This window comes from Dysgonomonas sp. GY75 (genome assembly GCF_015234155.1).
In the GTDB taxonomy this organism is placed as follows: Bacteria; Bacteroidota; Bacteroidia; order Bacteroidales; family Dysgonomonadaceae; genus Dysgonomonas; species Dysgonomonas gadei.
In genome coordinates this window covers 82,006-101,930 of the sequence record NZ_JADCLQ010000056.1, presented here as the reverse complement: position 1 = coordinate 101,930, position 19,925 = coordinate 82,006, and the positions used below count along the sequence as shown (strand labels likewise).

Genomic DNA, 19,925 nt, shown 5'->3' with positions numbered 1-19,925 from the left:
GTTAGCAGTAGTAAACTAAAATCTTGAAATTCAAATTATATGGAAAAAACATGGAGATGGTTCGGAAAAAAAGATAAGATAACCCTATCTATGCTCAGACAGATAGGAGTTGAAGGTATCGTAACTGCTCTGCACGATATACCCAATGGAGAGGTGTGGCCATTGGAAGCAATAAACGATCTGAAGAATTACATTAAGGATGCGGGCCTTCGCTGGTCGGTAGTAGAAAGCCTTCCTGTCTGTGAAGCTATAAAATACGGTGGAGGAAATGCAGATCAATTAATAGCTAATTACATAGAAAGTCTGGCCAATTTGGGAGAAGCAGGCATAAATACGGTATGTTACAATTTTATGCCGGTTATCGACTGGATACGCACCGATCTAGAATATCCATGGGCCGACGGAACTTCTTCACTGTATTTCGATAAAATACACTTTGCTTACTTCGACTGTTTCATCCTTAACCGGGAGGGAGCTGTAAAAGACTATTCTGCCGAAGAGATGGAGAAAGTATATGCATTGGATAAGACAATCACCAAAGCAGAAAAGGAACAATTGATAGATACCATAATTGTAAAGACACAAGGTTTCATTAACGGGAATATCAAAGAAGGAGACAGAGATCCTGTCGCAATATTTAAAAACCTGCTATCGCTTTATAAAGACATAGACAGGAATGCATTGAGAGAAAACCTGAAGTATTTCCTTTCGCAGTTGATGCCCGTTTGCGAAGAGTACAATATAAACATGTGCATTCATCCTGACGACCCTCCTTTCCAAATGTTGGGGCTCCCCCGTATTGTAACAAATATGGAGGATATTGAATGGATTCTCGATGCAGTAGACAATCCTTACAACGGACTCACATTCTGTGCGGGTTCGCTTAGTGCTGGTATACATAACAATGTTCCTGAGTTAGCCCGCAGGTTTGCATCACGGACACGTTTTATCCATCTGCGCAGCACGGATGTTTTCCAGAACGGAGACTTTATAGAAGCCCCGCATCTTGAAGGCCGTGGACATTTGATAGAACTAGTGCGTATCTTCGAAAAAGAAAATCCCGCCCTGCCTATGCGTGTAGATCACGGAAGACTGATGCTCGGTGACGGAGATAAAGGCTACAATCCCGGCTATTCATTTTATGGACGCATGTACGCCTTTGCCCAGATGGACGGAGTGATAGCTACAGTACAGGATGAGATAGAGAAAAGTATAGACAACGATAATAAATATATGCTGGAATATGAACGAACTTTTTAGTGTTAAAGGTAAAATAACAATCGTAACGGGCGGATATGGCGTACTGGGTTCAAGTATTGCAAAATACATGGCTTCGCAAGGAGCTGTCATAATCATTTTAGGCCGCTCGGAAGAAAAAGGGAATGCCTTGGCTGACGAAATAAAAGCCGCCGGAGGTGAGGCTGTATTTTTAGCTTCGGATGTGCTAGACCTTACCATACTCGAAAGAAGCAAGGAAAATATTTTATCCCTGTATGGAAGAATCGACATTCTGATAAACGTTGCCGGAGGAAATATACCCGGTGCTACCCTGAGTCCCGAACAACCTTTCTTCGATATGAAAATAGCCGACTGGGAGAAGGTTACCAACCTGAATCTAAATGGGACAGTTTACCCCTCTTATGTATTCGGGGAAGCCATGGCCGAACAGAAAAGCGGGAATATTATCAACATCACATCAATGGCAGCCTATTCTGCCATCACACGTGTACCGGGCTACTCTGTGGCAAAAACAGGCATCAGTAATTTCACACAGTGGCTTGCAACAGAGATGGCTCTGAAATATGGAGATAAGGTGAGAGTCAATGCTATTGCTCCGGGCTTTTTCATTGGAAATCAAAACCGTGCAGTACTTATCAATCCCGATGGCTCACTGACCGAAAGAAGCGAAAAAGTATTGGCGAAGACCCCGATGAAACGCTTTGGAGATATAACGGAACTGAACGGGGCTGTACAATTTCTGTGCAGTGACGCCGCCAGTTTCATGACCGGAGCTATATTGCCTGTAGACGGGGGATTCAGCGCTTTCAGCGGGGTGTAAACAGTTTTATATAATAAGAAGTATGTTTTGGCAATTGTCTCTTTTTGCAGAGAATAACTATTTGAGGGATAAAATATCAGTTATATAGAAAAAGATATTGTTATAAATGGAAAAAATTCCTACATTTGCTCTATTGATAATATGCGAAATTTAAAATCTAAAACATACTGATAATATGAAATTTGTTGTTTCCAGCACTGCTTTATTAAGTCACTTGCAAGCGATAAGCAAGGTGATCAACTCAAAAAACACGTTGCCTATTCTCGATTGTTTCTTGTTGGAACTGGAAGGTTCTACACTTACACTTACTGCAGCCGATGCCGAAACCCGTCTGGTTACTTCCCTCGAAGTAAACGAAGCCGATGGTAACGGAAAGTTTGCCGTAAATGCGAAGAACCTGTTGGACCCGTTGAAAGAACTACCTGAACAACCGCTTACATTTGAGATAAATAATGACAATCTGGAAACATTCATTTTCTTCCACAACGGTAAGTACAATTTTATCGGACAAAGCGGGGATGATTATCCGCAACCAAAAGAACTGAAAGAAACTGCCGTTAGCCTGACTATCGAGCCGCAGGTACTGTTTGCAGGAATCAACCGCACATTGTTTGCCAGCGCAGACGATGAACTTCGTCCTGTGATGAACGGTGTGTTCTTCGATATCACCCCTGAAGACCTGACCTTCGTAGCATCGGACGGTCACAAACTGGTTCGCTGCAAAACATTATCGGCAAAAGGAGCCGAAAGAGCATCTTTCATCCTGCCGAAGAAACCAGCCAACTTACTGAAGGCTATCCTGCCGAAAGAAGCTGAGACAGTAGAGATTAAATTCGACGAGAATAATGCATATATAAAGATGTCGAGCTATACAATGACTTGCCGCTTTATAGAAGGACGCTACCCGAACTATAACTCTGTTATTCCGCAGAACAATACAAACAAGGTTATACTCGACCGGCAGACTTTCCTGAATGCTCTGAAACGCGTATCAGTATTCTCTAATCAGGCAAGTAATCTTATCAAACTTCAGCTGACTGACAGAAATATTGTAGTAACAGCTCAGGACATCGACTTCTCCACAGCTGCCGAAGAGACTATCGCTTGCGAGTATACAGGTTCTCCTATGAATATCGGGTTCAAATCGAGCTTCCTGATCGAGATACTGAACAACATCCCATCTACAGATATTTCGCTCGAATTGTCTGACCCTTCACGTGCAGGACTAATCATCCCTACCGAGAATGAGGAGAATGAAGACCTGCTAATGTTGCTCATGCCAATGATGCTAAACGACTAAAGACAGAATTTTAAATACAAAACATATAGACTTTATCATTCTTCTGATTCTAAAAAATGAGGAATGATAAAGTTTTTTCTTGAAAGCTTATGGAACTAAACCTCAAAAACCCGCTTGTATTCTTCGACCTCGAAACCACAGGTACCGATACGGTAAAAGACCGGATAGTGGAGATATCGTATCTGAAAGTCTACCCTAACGGAAAGCAGGAAGTAAAAACCAAAAGGCTCAACCCAGAGATGCCTATACCTCCGGGAGCAACGGCTGTACACGGCATATCGGATGAGGACGTAAAAGACTGCCCTACATTCAAGCAGATAGCAAAATCCCTGGCCGACCAGATGGAGGGTTGCGATCTGGCAGGTTTCAACTCGAGCCGTTTCGATATTCCGCTTTTAGCAGAAGAGTTCTTACGCGCCGGAGTGGATATCGACTTCAGCAAGCGGAAAATGATAGATGTGCAAATTATCTTCCATAAGAAAGAACAACGTACCCTTGAAGCTGCTTACAAGTTCTATTGTGACAAGGAGCTTACCGGCGCACACTCGGCAGAAGCCGATACATTAGCCACATTCGAAGTACTGAAAGCCCAATTGGACAAATATCCGGACTTGGTGAACGATATGGAAAAACTGGCCGAGGAGTTTTCATTCTTCAACAATAATGTTGACCTGGCAGGACGCATCATTAAAGACGAAAACGGGATAGAAGTCTTTAACTTCGGCAAGCATAAAGGGAAACCTGTGGCTGAAGTATTGAAGAAAGAACCGAGTTTCTATGCATGGATGATGGACGCAGACTTCCCTCTAAATACCAAACAGGTGCTGACCAAAATAAAGCTGAGAGAGATGCAGCGGTAAACTCTGCGAAGATGGAAAGCTATGGAATGGGGTAAGAATATCATCGATTCGTTGAAATGGTCGGATACCATTATCAATAGAGAAGGGAAAGAAAAGGTTGCGAAAGAAATCGCAGCTAAAATGAAAGACGGACAAATAATCGGGGTTGGCTCAGGCTCCACCGTTTATCTGGCTTTGATTGCCATTACCAAAAGAATCGAGAAAGAAAACCTACATATACAAGTCATCCCTTCTTCATTGGAGATATTGATGACCTGTATCCAGTTAAGAATCCCTCAAACTACACTTTTAGACAAAAAACCCGACTGGACTTTCGACGGAGCAGATGAAGTAGACCCGCAACGAAGCCTCATAAAAGGACGAGGCGGAGCCATGTTTAAAGAAAAGCTGCTGATCCGCAACAGTACCGAAACTTATATCATTGTAGACGAATCTAAATTTGTCGCACAGTTAGGCTCCAAATTCCCGGTTCCTGTCGAAGTATTTCCAACTTCGCTTTTATATGCAGAAAAAGAACTTATAGCATTAGGCGCCCGCGATGTATCACTAAGGATGGCAAAAGGAAAAGACGGGCCTGTTATTACAGAAAACGGAAACTTTATCCTCGATGCATGGTTCGACTCAATAAAGAACTCTTTTGAACGTGACATTAAGTCAATAACGGGAGTTATCGAAAGCGGATTGTTCATAGGGTATGATGTGGAGATAATGAGTATCTAGGATACTAAATCCATAGTAGAATTACAAATTCAATCAAAATCATCATTGAATCAGATATTTTATTATATTTGTTTCATAAATAATTATCTATACTGTGATTAACATTCGCATTTGACAACACATACATTATCAACTATATACACCTAAAGACAAATTTAGAAAATGCACGACTCAGTTATTAAAGTCCATCATATTGGACTAATTTTTCTTTTACTTATTTCTGCGCCTCTTCTTGGTCAATCGGATGATAACAATGTGGTAATAAGCAGCAGGAACGAAACTTATACTTTCGATGAAAATAAAGGACAAATCTTTATTAAAGAGAAAACAGAGACAAATTACGAATGTACCAAAATGGGTACATCCATACCTGTCGTAGAAATGTATAATGATCAATCTACCATAGATAAAGTCAACACAAAGGGTAGAGCTTCCACCCCGCAATACAATCAATATTCAGATGACGACCTATTCTATACAGATGCTAAAGTATGCCACTTTAAGCTTTTCTTCGATAAGAAAGGCTCTACCGCACAGGTAAAGTTTGAGAAAACATACAAAGATCCACGCTATTTCACATCGGTCTATTTATCCGAGCCACTTTTCATAAAAGAGAAGACCGTAACAATCGTTGTTCCCGATTGGATGAATATAGAGCTTAACGAGCGAAACTTCGGAAAGAACATCACAAAGGAGGTAAAAATAGACCCGAAAAGCAAAGCACATACCTACATATATACAATAAAGGACGAAAAAGAAATGAAGAGTGAAAGCCGTATGCCCGGCCGCTCTTACATTTATCCCCATATACTGGTATTGAGTAAATCGTCTACATTGAATGGCGTGAAAACCACCTATTTCGAAAAACTGGACGACCTGTATGCATGGTACCATAACATTGTAAAAGGGGTAAACAACGATAAAACCATCATAAAAGCCAAAGCTCAGGACATAACAAAAAATTGCAAAACCGACGAAGAAAAAATCAGGTCCCTTTTCGCATGGGTACAAAGCAATATACGTTACATAGCGTTCGAAGATGGTATTGCCGGGTTTAAGCCGGATGATGCTCAAGAGGTATTAAGAAAGAAATACGGAGATTGTAAAGGAATGTCCAACCTGCTGACAGCCTTACTGGAAGCCGAAGGATTTGATGCACGCCTGTCATGGCTTGGAACAAACCATATAGCATATGATTATAGTACCCCATCTCTTTCTGCAGATAATCACATGATTTGTACGCTGTTTTTTGATGACAGGACATACTATTTGGATCCTACCATAAAATATATGCCTTTGGGTGAATATCCGCAAACAATTCAGGGGCGGCAGACATTAGTAGAGGATAAAGACAAAACAAAATTTTTACTTAACAGAATACCATCCTTCTCTCCCGAACTTAACTCTGACAGCCTTTATTGTGAATTTTCAATAACAGGCGATGCCTTACAGGGAAAAGTTAAACAGTACTATATGGGAGAGTCGAAGCAAGTATTGCTTTCTCTGATGGACAATACCCCAAAAGACAAACTGGATACTGCCCTGAAAATATTTTTAGAAAGTGGCAATGCACAAAATAAAGCCGGTAATATATTACTGGAAGGAGCTACATCTCAATCAAAAGTTGTAGAACTAACCTATGATTTAGCTTGTAAGTCGGGATTACAAATACTAAATGATGAATATTATCTGGCGCCCGATACAGAAAAAGAGTTTATGAACAATAATATCGATACTGCTAAACGGGTAAACGACTGGGAATTTCTATATAAACATCACATAGTGAAAAATATCAGGTTGAATATTCCTGAGGGATATATAGCCTCACATCTGCCGGAGAATCTAATTATTGAAGAAGATGGATATATAATCAGAATAAACTATACTGAACAAAACAATTCAATCGTGTACACAAAAGAGATTACAATATCCAACCTATTACTCGCAAAGGAACGGTTCGCCGAATGGAACAGCGATATCGCAAAGCTCAGAAAGGCATATATGGAACAAATATCTTTAACCAAAAAATAAGACTATGAAAACATGTATTAAAATACTATTACTTGTTCTTGTAATACAATTTAGTCAGAACACAATAGCAGAAGAATATCCGGACTACGCAAAACGTATCCGGCAGGAAGTGTGGGCGTGGGATAAGCCCGAATTTAAAGATTATAACGTACCGGAACAATATAAGGATGAATCGGCTGTTATCTTAGCCCATCATGAAGATATAAAGGTAGAAAGCAAAAAAATTATACAATTGGTAAGAGTACGCTATACCAATACCGACCGCCGGATGGTAAAGATAAACGACAAGGTATCACTGGATGAGTATTCAGATTTGTCGTTTAAAGAAGAAATAAAGATGCAGACCCGGTTTACATGGGGCGCAAAAAATAAAGTAACCACTGTAGTAGGCGTCCGCATAATTAAACCGGACGGGACAATAAAAGAAGTAGATGTAGACGAATCCGTTTCAGTTACCGAAGGGAAAAAAGAGAAGGAAAGCCATAAAAAACTGGCAATTCCCGATCTTCAGATCGGCGACATAATTGACTACTTCATTTCTGAGTATGCAGAACTGGATGAAATGAATATTCCTGCCCAGTACTTTCTGTTCTATGGATCACATCCTACCCTTTCTTACTCTGTGCATTGTGACATCAGTCTGAAACATATGACTGTGGAATATATTCCTCTGAACGGAGCTAAAGATTTCACCATATCATATAATGATGAAAAGGATGTATCCCTTGATATTGCCGAAAAGAATTTGCCTAAAATTGAAAGAAGCCGATGGTCGTCTGTTCTACGCGACCTGCCAATGACACGCATGAATATCCTCAACAACGGAACCGGGGACCATCTGATATACAAACCATCGAGCGCCCGCAAAGCAGGACTATATAAAATAGGTACTACCCTGAATAAAAATCTGATTCTGGCAGATGCCGACCATATCGGGACATATCCGGAGAAGTTACCGTACGGGGATAATATACGCAAGGATGTGAAAAAAGTAATAGAAGCACATGTCAAGAAAAACCCGGATATCAGTAATGATCAACTAGCTGTCTACATCAGGGATATGCTATATTTCATGTGGCCATCTAACGACAGATATTTCAATTCCAGACTATTCCTTTCTATGTTTAAGAACTATCTGAAGGATTTCAAGATACCTACTGAAAGCATTTTAATGACAAACAAGTACAGTGCACGCATGAATGAGATTCTCAGCGCATCCGACCTTGACTATGCTATAAATATTATACTTATCCCTTCGGGCTGAGAATAGCAGGTGAGATTTATCCCGACAATCAGGGACAGGAAGCAAATATCTTTGAAAGAACAGCTTTGGAGAAAGGTAAAATAAAAGACCAGCCTGTGGTTGACGCTTTTTTCAAACTGCCGGAGACGACTGCCGGACAGAATAAGAGCCTGATGAATATAAATGTCTCTTTCTCGGAAGACAATCCGCTCGAACTGCTTATCTCCAGAGAGGCCACAACATCAGGTTCACTGAAAGAAAGCACCCAGTCCATCCTTGTGACATACGAAGACTGGGATAAAACAATGCGTAAACATCTCTCCATAGAAGATACCAAGGAGCAGGAGATGCAAAAGAGCAAGCAGAGCAGAAAATATATCGAGGAGATGAACAGCAATTTCGAGAAGAGGAGAAAAGATCAGGTGGATAGTATGAAAGTTGAAATATACAATTACCATGGCTTCAATCCGAAGGATGTTATTGAGTATAATGTCACCAGTATCGGTGCTATCCCGGAGAATCCCGACCTGAAATACAATGTGAAATATACGGTAGAAGGCTTGGTAAAAAAAGCAGGGAACAATATTATTCTCGATGCAGGGAAACTCATTGGGAGCCAATGGGAGCCAACTCCTGAAGAACGAAACAGAAAGATAAATGCATATCTGCCTACTGCCCGCATTTATGAAAATGAAATACAGGTACAGCTTCCCGCAGGATATGAGACACAAGGTCTTGAAACCCTGAACAAGTCTGTTGACAACGAATACGGACTATTCAGTGCCTCTGCCAGTATGGAAGGCAATACCCTTAAGATAAATGTCAGAAAAGAATATAAGAAATCTTTTATTCCTGTTGCAGAATGGGAGAAACTGATGGAGATGCTGGATAAGACGAATGAGTTTGGTGCACAATCTGTTGTATTGAAGAAAATATAAGAAAAACCTCCGATCTAAAAACAAGGTACTCCGGCACAGTCTATCTTATACAGACTGTACCGGAGTAGTTCTTCGGACAATAAAAATCCTAGAAAATCGAAACGAAAAAAATTTAAACAGGATCTTAATAAGGGTGATCTTATCAAAAAGGTTTGGGGAAAATCGCTGTGATACTCTCGGAAAGAGAAAGAACACCGGAATCTTATCCCAGATGTCATATTGTAATAGCACCTTTAATTTTCCAATGAGAAATTGAATTTTCGGAATTAAATATAGATGAGCTTAAACCTTTAGAAAGTTGATAGAGAATATACTTTCAAACACCAGAAAAATATAAATTTAAACTTTCATAAAAAAGAAATTTGTATTGGTGTTTATACAAGGATGAATAAAGCGAATTAAAAAAATAATAGGAATTATTAATCCAAAAATTGTTCATAATGGACCTTTACCATTTGAACTTTTATGTAATTTAGACGTTTGATTTCCCTTTTGTGGAGATATGGATGAATTTTTTGGACGCGAAGCATTCAATAAATTATAAGAGAGAGAAAATGTAATAAAAAAATGAAAGACTCTATTCATTTAAAATATCTGATAGTAAATGAAACTGACCTACTATGGGGGCTGACTGTAAACTCGGTAGGCTACCAGAGTATAGAGTCTAATATGAGCTACCCACCGGGTAATCACCCTACCAGATACTTATTTTCTACAGATAGAGGACGCATTTTGGATGAATATCAGCTTTTATATATTACCAAGGGAAAAGGCTCTTATATATCCAATACATCAGGGAAGAAAGAAACACATCCGATAAACGAAGGCCATATGTTTCTGCTGTTTCCGGGCGAATGGCACAATTATATGCCTGACAAACAAACAGGATGGGACGAATACTGGATAGGCTTTAAAGGGATTAATATCGATAGCCGTGTAAACAATGGTTTCTTCAATAAAGAAAAACCAATATATAATGTGGGACTCAATAATGAAGTTGTCCAACTATATAAACAAGCGATACAAATTGCTATTGAGCAAAAATCGGGATTCCAACAAATGCTTGCCGGAATTGTGAACCATCTGCTCGGGCTGGCATATTCTTTAGATAAGAACTACATTTTTGAAAATTCCGAATCGGTCAATCAGATCAATAAAGCCAAAATCATTATCCTTGAAAATTTCAAAGACATAAGACCTCAGGATATAGCCGACCAATTAAATATGAGCTATTCCAATTTCCGAAAAATCTTTAAGGAATATACAGGCTTTGCCCCCTCGCAATACATCCAGGAACTAAAAATACAGAAGTCGAAAGAATTGCTTACGAACACAATGATTCCTGTAAAAGAGATTGCCTATATGATGGGCTTCGAGAATCAGGAATATTTCTTTACTGCATTCAAAAAGAAAAATAACACGACACCTATCGAGTACCGGAAATTTACGCAAGGCCCACGTAATTCATAAATTAGACTCTATCAAGTTCTGTCATTTTGTATAATAAGTATGTCATTTTCTTAACTTATAAAAGAATACGGAAAAGTTAACTTTGCGAATATCCATCATCTATATCTTAGCCCAATATTGGCTGGATAATTAACTAATAATCTATATTATGCGAATAATACACTGTTTTATATTAACAATCTTGTTCTTATTAAGCGATAACTTTTCAGCCCAGCAACTACCGCTTCCATTTCAGGATTACCGCGATATAAAAGCCCGGCCGACAAGCCTAACCAGAAAATACCTTACCCCTACCCGTATAGTATGGACTTCGGACAGTGGTAATGGCAAATATGTAATAAATGCCCAGTCTATCCTAAAACAAGGAACGGGACAAGCCGACCTGAATGTAGGAACTTATCTTAAGCTAATCGGAGATAATACGAATAAAGGAGGTATTATCCTCGATTTCGGGAAAGAGATACAAGGAGGTCTGGAAATAATAACTTCCATAAATAATAAGAATCCGGTAGGGAAAGTGCGTATCCGCTTCGGTGAATCGGTTGCCGAAACAATGAGCGATATCGGAGGCGAAGGCGGGGCAACAAACGACCATGCCATGCGTGATTTTATAATAACTCTACCCTGGCTCGGACGACTCACTGTAGGCAATTCGGGTTTCCGCTTTGTCCGCATAGATGTTGTAGATACGGATACGGAAGTGGAAATAAAGGAGATAAGCGCATCCTTTGAATACAGGGATATCCTCTATCTGGGTTCTTTCCGTTGTAACGACGAATACCTGAACAAGATATGGCTTACAGGAGCCTACACTGTACATCTCAATATGCAAGACTACCTGTGGGATGCAATAAAACGCGACAGGTTGGTATGGGTGGGTGACCTTCATCCCGAAGTAATGACAATTAACTCTGTTTTCGGATATAACGATGTTGTGCCTAAAAGCCTCGATCTGGCAAGGGATATCACACCTCTGCCTGCATGGATGAATGGTATCAGTTCGTATTCTATGTGGTGGATCATAATCCATCGCGACTGGTATCTGTATCAGGGTGATCTGGAATATCTTAAAGAGCAACAGGAATATATGTCCCGATTACTTAAACTATTAAGTGAAAAGATAGACGAAAACGGAAAAGAGATACTGGACGGCAATCGTTTTCTCGATTGGCCATCGAGTGAAAATACCGAGGCTATCCATGCCGGCCTGCAATCTATGATGGTAATGACATTCGAAGCAGGTGAAGAATTGAGTAGAATACTGAATGACAAGGACAGTGAAACTCTCTGCCAATCAACTTTGAAGAAACTAAGAAAACATGTGCCTGATATAACCTCGTCCAAACAGGCTGCCTCTCTATTAGCCCTATCCGGGCTTATTGTACCAAAGAAAGCGAATGATGAAGTATTAGCACAAAACGGAGTGCATGGGATGTCTACCTTCTATGGCTACTATATGCTGGATGCGCGCGCAAAAGCAGGCGATTATAAAGGTGCGATAGATAACATACGTGAATATTGGGGTGCTATGATCGACCTTGGAGCAACCACCTTCTGGGAAGATTTCGATATCAATTGGATGAAAAATGCAGCACGGATTGACGAGGTTGTACCCGAAGGAAAAGTAGATGTTCACGCCTCTTATGGAGGATATTGCTATAAAGGATATCGCCATAGTTTTTGTCATGGCTGGGCTTCGGGTCCTACTACATGGCTTAGCAGACATGTACTGGGGGTAGAACCTTTAGAAGCAGGATGCAAAAAGGTACGGATAACCCCTAATCTGGGAGATTTGGACTGGGTAGAAGGCACTTTCCCTACTCCATACGGGATTATCGAGATAAAACATACAAAACAAGCCGATGGAAAAATAAAATCGGAAATCAAGGCTCCTGAAGGAGTAGTTGTGGTGAAGTAAAACAAATCCTGCTATACAAAATAGTTCAATTATATTAGGCGTTTTTCGTGACTCGGCATAACCAAAATAAATTTTATTTCTGCCCTCGCTACTTAAAACGTTCCGTTTCATCAAGCACATCATTATTCTTAACAACAACTTTATTTTTAACTTATATCTACTGGGCTTGTATTCCTTTTAGGCTATCCAAAAAGGGATATAGACTATTTGTGTTTACACATAGCATAAAAGGATAGTGCATTTAATCTAAATATATAATTAATTACTATTTATAAAATCACTGAAAAAGAACTGTTTACAACATGTTTATAACCTGTTGATAAAGTATTATAAGTTAAACATTATCAATTCAATATACATGTTGAAAACTTATGAACAGGGCTGTTAAAAACTTTTAGTCAATTTTAAGTGGGGAAAAGTGGGGAAAAGTGTATAATTTTCATACCTTTACGTCACATATTGTATATTGTTAAAATTCAAAGTGTTAATGATTCAATTTTTGGGTAATATAGAAGCGAAAATCGACGCGAAGGGGAGAGTCTTTGTGCCGGCTGCTTTCAGGAAGATTCTTCAATCTTCTGCCCAGAATACATTGATACTCAGAAAAGATCTGTTTCAGGATTGCCTCGTCCTCTATCCGGTGGAGGTATGGGAAGAAGAGGTAGCAAAATTACGTTCGCGCTTAAACAGATGGGATCGGGAGCAGCAAGCTCTTTTCAGGCAGTTTGTTGTCGATGCCGAACGTCTCGATATAGATACGAACGGGCGCATCCTGATATCGAAGCGATATTGCCAGATGGTAAGTATCGTATCCGATGTCAGGTTCTTGGGAGTGGATAATACGATTGAGATATGGGCAAAAGAAGGGCTGGAGAAGACGCTTATTCCGGCAGATGATTTCAGCTCCCGTATACAGGCATTAATGAACAACGACTCACAAAACGGCTAACCATGACTGAGATGTACCATATACCTGCACTGCTCCACGAAAGCGTGGACGGTATGAATATTCGTACCGGCAGCATTTGTGTCGACGTTACTTTTGGTGGTGGCGGACATTCAAAAGAGATTCTTTCCCGCCTCGGCAACAAGGGACATCTGTATGCTTTCGATCAGGATGAAGACGCTATCAACAATATACAGGAGGATAGTAAATTCACGTTCATCCGAAGCAATTTCCGCTTTCTGAAGAACTTTATTAAATATCACGGTGTAGAAGAAGTAGACGCTATTCTTGCCGATCTGGGCGTGTCGTCACATCATTTCGATGCCGAAGACCGAGGGTTTTCTTTCCGCTTCGAAGATAGTGACCTGGATATGCGCATGAATCAGAAAGCCGGGAAAACGGCAGCACAGATTCTGAATACATACACAGAAGAACAACTGGCTGATATTTTTTACTTATATGGTGAACTCAAGTCGTCGAGGCGCATTGCATCTGCAATAGTAAAGACCCGCAAAGAAAAGCCTTACAGGAAAGTAAGTGACTTGCTGGATACACTGAATTCCTTTGTAGGAAGAGGTGAAAAAGAAAAGAAAGTATTGGCTCAGGCCTTTCAGGCACTTCGCATAGAGGTGAATGAAGAGATGGAAACTCTGAAAGAAATGCTCGAACAGGCACTTGATATATTGAAACCGGGCGGTCGCCTGGTAGTTATTACCTACCATTCTTTAGAAGACAGGCTTGTGAAGAACTTCTTTAAGACAGGTAACTTTGAAGGGAAAGTGGAAAAAGATTTCTTCGGAAACTTTGAAACGCCATTCAAATTGATAAACAATAAAGTAATTGTGCCTTCACGGGAAGAAGAGGAAAGAAATCCGCGTTCGAGAAGCGCTAAACTAAGGATAGCAGAGAAAATTTGAGTTGTAAATAAATTACATAGGACTTGTAATAGGAATGAAAGCGAAAGATATAAAAAAGAAAGTGATGTATATTCTGGGAGGAACAGTCCTTACTGAGGATTTTTTCTGGAAGAATGCACGTTTCATTATCACTGTTTTTGTTATTCTGGTCTTATATATAAGTAACAGATACAGTTGTATAGAAAAGAGGTCTCAGATAGAGTCGTTGCAACATGAACTGAAAGATGCGAAATTCGAATCATTAACTATTGCGGCGCAGCTGATGGGGGTAAGCCGGGAGTCAAAAGTTGAATCTTTGATCCAGCAGAACGGAGTAGACTTGCAGCAAACCAAGGAGCCTATTTATAAAATTAAGAAATAGAAGAGACTTTCTCGGAAAAAGGATATGGCAAAGAAGTCAGACGGAACAATGAAGAATGTGGCAGTCAGCCGTTACGGTTGGATTGTCTTTTTCATGTCTTTCGTATTTATAGCAATCATTGTCTGCATTTTCAAAATCAAATATGCGGAAGGGCCCGAATGGCGCGAGCTTGGCAAACAGGAAACTGTAAAAAAAGACCGGGAGATACGCCCCAACCGCGGAAATATATATGCCGACGACGGCCGTCTGCTTGCAACTAGCGAACCTTTATATGGCGTATATGTCGACTTCATGTCGGAGGGTATAAAGAAAGATACGCTGATGAAATATGCAACACCTCTTTCTCAGGAGTTAGCGAAAAAATTTCCGGACAGAAATGCCGCCCAATACAAAAAGATAATATTAGATGGTTGGGCGCTTAGCCGCAAAGAACTGGATGAACTGGAGCGCAACCGAAAAAGCGGTTCCAATAAGAAAATAAAGGTAAGAAGCCGTTATGTAAGAATTATCCGTCCCGATATAAACTATGTCGACCTGAAAGAACTGAAAACATTTCCGTTCTTTAATCAACGCAGCAACAGGAGCGGACTTTTCACCGAAGAAAAGACCATGCGCCTAAAACCTTTCGGTCGATTGGCAGGACGAACTGTAGGCTCTATATTTAAAGATTTTGAAGACGGGGGAGCGAGTGGACTGGAGCTGAAATATGATTCGATACTTAAAGGTGTGCCCGGGTTGAAAACACGCGAACGTGTACAGGGCCGTTGGATAGATGTAGTATTGGAAGAACCTACCGATGGCTGGGATATAAAGACTACACTGAATGTAGACATTCAGGATATGGCCGAAAAAGCCCTTTACGGCAAACTGGCTGAAACAAAAGCTGAATCAGGCGTCGCCATTGTAATGGAAGTAGCTACCGGTGAAATAAAAGCGATAACCAATCTCGACAGAGTATCGGAAGGGGTATACGCCGAAGGAAACCCGAATGCATTCTCGTGGATGTCCGAACCGGGTTCCACATTCAAGACCGTATCGGTGATGGTAGCCCTCGAGGACGGGGTAGTTACACCAAATGACTCCGTGCGTGTCGGCAATGGGCTTTTCGAATATAAAGGCCGGGTTGTACGCGACCACTATTGGCGTACAGGCGGACGCAAAGAGTTTATGACTATTACCGAAGGTATGTATATCTCTTCGAATGTTGTTATGACTAAAATGATTTTGAAGGGATATGAGAATAATCCTCAGAAATATGCGCAACATATCCGTGACTTAGGTATTACCAAGAAAATAGAATGGGATGTACCTCTCAAAGGTATAGAAGGTACATCCATAGTCCGCATGCCTGATGATAAGGCAAATCCATGGTCAAAAACAACTCTGGCATGGATGTCGTTCGGTTATGAGACTCAGATTCCGCCTATCTACATGCTGATGTTTTACAATGGTATAGCCAATAATGGGAAGATGATAAAACCTTTCCTTACCAAAGCCTTTATGAAAGACGGCAAAGTGAAGGAAGAGTTCGAGACAGAAGTTATCAATCCGGCATTATGCTCCGAGAAAACGTTAGTGCAGGTACGTGAAATGCTCAGAGGGGTAGTGTCTGACGGTCTGGGAAAAGCAGCCGGTTCTCCACTTTTCCAGTCGGCAGGTAAGACAGGTACGGCAATGATTGCATCACGGGGAGGATACGAAGGTTACTATGTTTCGTTTTGTGGATATTTTCCTGCAGAAGATCCAAAATATACATGTTTTGTAGGTATACGCAGACCACAGGGTTCTCCATCGGGAGGGCTTATGGCCGGAACGGTGTTCAAGGCTATAGCCGAAGGCATTTATACTAAGCATTTGGTATCTACGCCTCTGCCTGCACCGAAAGATACTGTGAACTCCTTGATTCCTGTAGTTAAAGGTGGCTTACTAAAGAATACAGAGTTTGTGCTGAAAAAGCTAGACCAGAATTATACATTTTCAGGTAGTAATATCGACTGGATAAAGACGAAGAGTGACTCTCTGTCAGGTGGAATTATACTGGAAGATAATGCTTCCGTAAAACAAGGCCTTGTTCCTAACGTTATAGGTATGGGGGCACGAGATGCTGTCTATCTATTGGAAAATGCCGGGCTTAGAGTCAATCTGACAGGAGAGGGAAAAGTGAAGAGGCAATCTATCCCTGCCGGAAGCCGGATAGTAAAAGGCGGTGGCATTACAATAGAATTAAATTAAAGTGCAGACCTATTTATTACTTGATTAAGTTCGTAAGCAATAGATCGTTAAACTGATTGGTAATATTATTAATACTCTCTTTAACTAGATAAAGAATACAGATATGAAATTAAAGGATTTATTAAAAGGCATAGATATAGTTGAAATAAAAGGAAATGAAAACCTTGAAATAACTGGTATTCAGACCGACTCACGTAAAGCAATCGCCGGTTCTGCCTTTATCGCCCTCAAAGGAGTACAGGTAGACGGGCACCAATATATAAACAACGCCCTCGACTTAGGAGCTAAAGTTGTAATCCATCAGGAGAAAGTAGATACTTCGAGAGAGGGAATTACATATATAAAGGTAAAAGACAGCGCTGACGCGGCAGGCAAAATAGCTACCCTCTGGTATGGAGACCCTTCTGCTAAACTGAAACTGGTGGGAGTTACCGGAACGAATGGTAAAACCACCACTGCCACATTGCTATATGAGATGTTCCGTAAGTTCGGGAATAAAGTAGGATTACTGTCCACAGTAGCTAACTATATTGATGGCACGGTATATCATGCCACACATACTACGCCTGATCCATTGTCGCTGAATGAGATGCTGGCAAAGATGGTAGATGCTGGCTGCGAATATGCTTTTATGGAAGTAAGTTCACATGCTATACATCAGAAGCGCATCAGCGGATTAAAATTCGACGGAGGCATTTTTACCAATATCACACAGGATCATCTCGATTATCACAAAACGATGACCGAGTATCTGAAAGCGAAAAAGATGTTTTTCGACAATTTACCCGAAACTGCTTTTGCCCTTACCAACGCCGATGACAAGAACGGAGCGGTAATGCTTCAGAATACAAAAGCGAAGAAATATACTTATTCGGTAAAAACTTTGGCCGATTTTAAAGCTAAGATTATAGAGAAGCACTTCGACGGCACAGCTGTCGAATTCAATAATAAGGAATTGCAGGTGCAGTTTGTCGGTGTGTTCAATGTTTATAATTTATTAGCTGTGTATGGAACAGCCGTTCTGCTGGGGCAGGATCCGGATGAGGCGTTGCTCATCCTGAGTACATTAAAACCGGTATCGGGACGTTTCGAGACATTACGCTCTCCTGAGAATTATACCGCTATTGTTGATTATGCACATACACCGGATGCTTTAACGAATGTGCTGGAAGCCATCCATGAAGTACTGGAAGGTAACGGGCGTGTAATTACTGTAGTCGGCTGTGGAGGCAACAGAGATAAGACCAAACGTCCGATTATGGCACGTGAGGCTGTGCGCCTGAGCGATCAAGTAATACTTACATCCGACAATCCGCGATTCGAAGAACCACAGGCCATTATCAACGATATGGCTGACGGGCTGAACAGCCAGCAAATGAAGAAAACGCTATTGATCGTAGAGCGTGAGCAAGCTATAAAAACAGCTTGTACATTGGCCAAAGAGGGCGACGTAATCCTTATAGCAGGAAAAGGCCATGAAGATTATCAGGATGTAAAAGGCGTGAAACATCACTTCGATGATAGAGAAGTAATAAGGGGTATTTTTGGAGAATAAAAAAATCAGAAGGAGCAAATGTTATATTATCTATTCGACTATTTAGACCAGTTAGATTTCCCGGGTGCGGGGATGTTCAGGTATGTCTCGTTCCGTGCAGCCATGGCACTGGTATTATCATTATTGATATCCACTATCATAGGACGCCGTATCATCGACAAACTGCAAAAACTACAAATCGGGGAGATAGTCCGCAATCTTGGACTGGAAGGGCAATTGAGTAAAAAAGGAACGCCTACAATGGGAGGTATCATCATTATCATCTCCATACTTGTACCCGTTTTGCTTTTGGCCCGTTTAGATAATATATATATCATCCTGATGCTTATTACAACCGTCTGGCTGGGAGTGCTCGGCTTTTTGGACGACTATATCAAGGTGTTCAAAAAGGATAAAGAAGGGCTGCATGGTAAGTTTAAAATAATTGCCCAAATAGGTCTCGGACTAATTGTGGGCATGACACTTTACCTGAGTCCCGACGTTATTATCCGTGAAAATATAGAATTCCGCAATCAGGATAACGTCATAGAACGGGTCAGTTATACTGCCGAAGGAGCAAAGTCGACACAGACCACCATCCCTTTCATGAAGAATAACAACCTAGACTATGAAGACCTTGTCTCTTTCATGGGAGACTATGCAGAACCGGCTGCCTGGATACTGTTTGTTACCATTGTTATATTCATTGTAACAGCTGTATCGAACGGGGCCAATCTGACCGATGGGCTCGACGGGCTTGCGGCCGGCAGCTCGGCAATAATAGGGGTTACGTTAGGGATACTGGCATATGTATCCGGGCACATTGAGTTTGCCTCCTATCTGAATATAATGTTTATTCCGGGTAGTCAGGAGCTCGTGATATTTGCCTCGGCATTCATCGGGGCTACAGTTGGTTTCTTATGGTACAATGCATTTCCCGCACAGGTATTTATGGGAGATACGGGCAGTTTAACGCTGGGAGGTATAATAGGGGTTTTCGCTGTGGTTATCCATAAAGAATTATTGCTGCCTATATTATGCGGTATTTTTATGGTAGAGAGCCTTTCGGTAATGATACAGGTGTTTTATTTTAAACTGACCAAGAAAAAATACGGTGAAGGACGCCGTGTATTTAAAATGACGCCTCTGCATCATCATTTCCAGAAAGCGGGAAATTCTGGTATACAGGCTTTATTCCAAAAACCGATAGGAGCTGTGCCGGAATCGAAAATTGTAGTACGTTTCTGGATTATAGGAATTATCCTGGCTGTACTTACATTAGCAACGTTGAAAATGAGATAAGACGATAATTTAAAAAATTAAGATTTCAGAATTTAAAGATCGTTCTTTACAACTAATTTTTTAACCTTAAATTTTTGAATCTTGAAATTAAAGA

Annotated in this window: 16 protein-coding genes; all 16 read left to right on the top strand. The window is 40.7% G+C overall.

The window, feature by feature from the left end:
• The first annotated feature begins 39 nt into the window (after positions 1-39).
• The 16 genes from uxuA (at position 40) to mraY (ending at position 19,831) form a co-directional block, all read left to right on the top strand.
• The gene (uxuA, locus tag IR083_RS21695) at positions 40-1,260 is read left to right on the top strand and encodes a mannonate dehydratase (protein WP_194225893.1); all 1,221 of its coding nucleotides are present in this window, start codon (positions 40-42) and stop codon (positions 1,258-1,260) included.
• Positions 1,244-2,059 carry an SDR family oxidoreductase gene (locus IR083_RS21690; protein ID WP_194225892.1) on the top strand — a complete coding sequence of 272 codons (816 nt, stop codon included), beginning with the start codon at positions 1,244-1,246 and terminating at the stop codon, positions 2,057-2,059. Before uxuA ends, IR083_RS21690 begins: the two co-directional genes overlap by 17 nt.
• A 175-nt stretch (positions 2,060-2,234) precedes the next feature.
• Positions 2,235-3,359: a DNA polymerase III subunit beta gene (dnaN, locus tag IR083_RS21685; RefSeq protein WP_006799057.1), complete on the top strand. Its 1,125-nt coding sequence runs from the start codon at positions 2,235-2,237 to the stop codon at positions 3,357-3,359.
• A gap of 89 nt (positions 3,360-3,448) precedes the next feature.
• Positions 3,449-4,219 (top strand): 3'-5' exonuclease, encoded by a 771-nt coding sequence (locus tag IR083_RS21680; protein ID WP_194225891.1) that lies wholly within the window; start codon positions 3,449-3,451, stop codon positions 4,217-4,219.
• 21 nt (positions 4,220-4,240) lie between these two features.
• Positions 4,241-4,939 carry a ribose 5-phosphate isomerase A gene (gene rpiA / locus IR083_RS21675; protein WP_194225890.1) on the top strand — a complete coding sequence of 233 codons (699 nt, stop codon included), beginning with the start codon at positions 4,241-4,243 and terminating at the stop codon, positions 4,937-4,939.
• A gap of 162 nt (positions 4,940-5,101) precedes the next feature.
• Complete coding sequence (locus IR083_RS21670) at positions 5,102-6,970, top strand: transglutaminase-like domain-containing protein (RefSeq protein ID WP_194225889.1); 1,869 nt, start codon at positions 5,102-5,104, stop codon at positions 6,968-6,970.
• 4 nt (positions 6,971-6,974) lie between these two features.
• Positions 6,975-8,234, top strand: coding sequence for a hypothetical protein (locus tag IR083_RS21665; protein WP_194225888.1), 1,260 nt, complete (start codon positions 6,975-6,977; stop codon positions 8,232-8,234).
• Positions 8,235-8,299: 65 nt separating this feature from the next.
• Positions 8,300-9,151, top strand: coding sequence for a hypothetical protein (locus IR083_RS21660; protein ID WP_194225887.1), 852 nt, complete (start codon positions 8,300-8,302; stop codon positions 9,149-9,151).
• 567 nt (positions 9,152-9,718) lie between these two features.
• Complete coding sequence (locus IR083_RS21655; RefSeq protein ID WP_006799054.1) at positions 9,719-10,621, top strand: AraC family transcriptional regulator; 903 nt, start codon at positions 9,719-9,721, stop codon at positions 10,619-10,621.
• 148 nt (positions 10,622-10,769) lie between these two features.
• Positions 10,770-12,539 carry an alpha-L-rhamnosidase C-terminal domain-containing protein gene (locus tag IR083_RS21650; protein WP_194225886.1) on the top strand — a complete coding sequence of 590 codons (1,770 nt, stop codon included), beginning with the start codon at positions 10,770-10,772 and terminating at the stop codon, positions 12,537-12,539.
• 487 nt (positions 12,540-13,026) lie between these two features.
• Positions 13,027-13,488 (top strand): division/cell wall cluster transcriptional repressor MraZ, encoded by a 462-nt coding sequence (locus IR083_RS21645; protein WP_006799052.1) that lies wholly within the window; start codon positions 13,027-13,029, stop codon positions 13,486-13,488.
• 2 nt (positions 13,489-13,490) lie between these two features.
• Positions 13,491-14,402, top strand: coding sequence for a 16S rRNA (cytosine(1402)-N(4))-methyltransferase RsmH (rsmH, locus tag IR083_RS21640; RefSeq protein ID WP_194225885.1), 912 nt, complete (start codon positions 13,491-13,493; stop codon positions 14,400-14,402).
• 34 nt (positions 14,403-14,436) lie between these two features.
• A complete protein-coding gene (locus IR083_RS21635; RefSeq protein WP_006799050.1) occupies positions 14,437-14,763 on the top strand; it encodes an FtsL-like putative cell division protein in 327 nt (108 codons plus the stop codon).
• A 24-nt stretch (positions 14,764-14,787) separates the two neighbouring features.
• Positions 14,788-16,995 (top strand): penicillin-binding protein, encoded by a 2,208-nt coding sequence (locus tag IR083_RS21630; protein ID WP_194225884.1) that lies wholly within the window; start codon positions 14,788-14,790, stop codon positions 16,993-16,995.
• 103 nt (positions 16,996-17,098) lie between these two features.
• Positions 17,099-18,550, top strand: a complete 1,452-nt coding sequence (locus IR083_RS21625) for a UDP-N-acetylmuramoyl-L-alanyl-D-glutamate--2,6-diaminopimelate ligase (RefSeq protein WP_194225883.1) — start codon at positions 17,099-17,101, stop codon at positions 18,548-18,550.
• Between the two features lie 18 nt (positions 18,551-18,568).
• Positions 18,569-19,831 (top strand): phospho-N-acetylmuramoyl-pentapeptide-transferase, encoded by a 1,263-nt coding sequence (gene mraY, locus IR083_RS21620; protein ID WP_006799047.1) that lies wholly within the window; start codon positions 18,569-18,571, stop codon positions 19,829-19,831.
• The last annotated feature ends 94 nt before the right edge of the window (positions 19,832-19,925 follow it).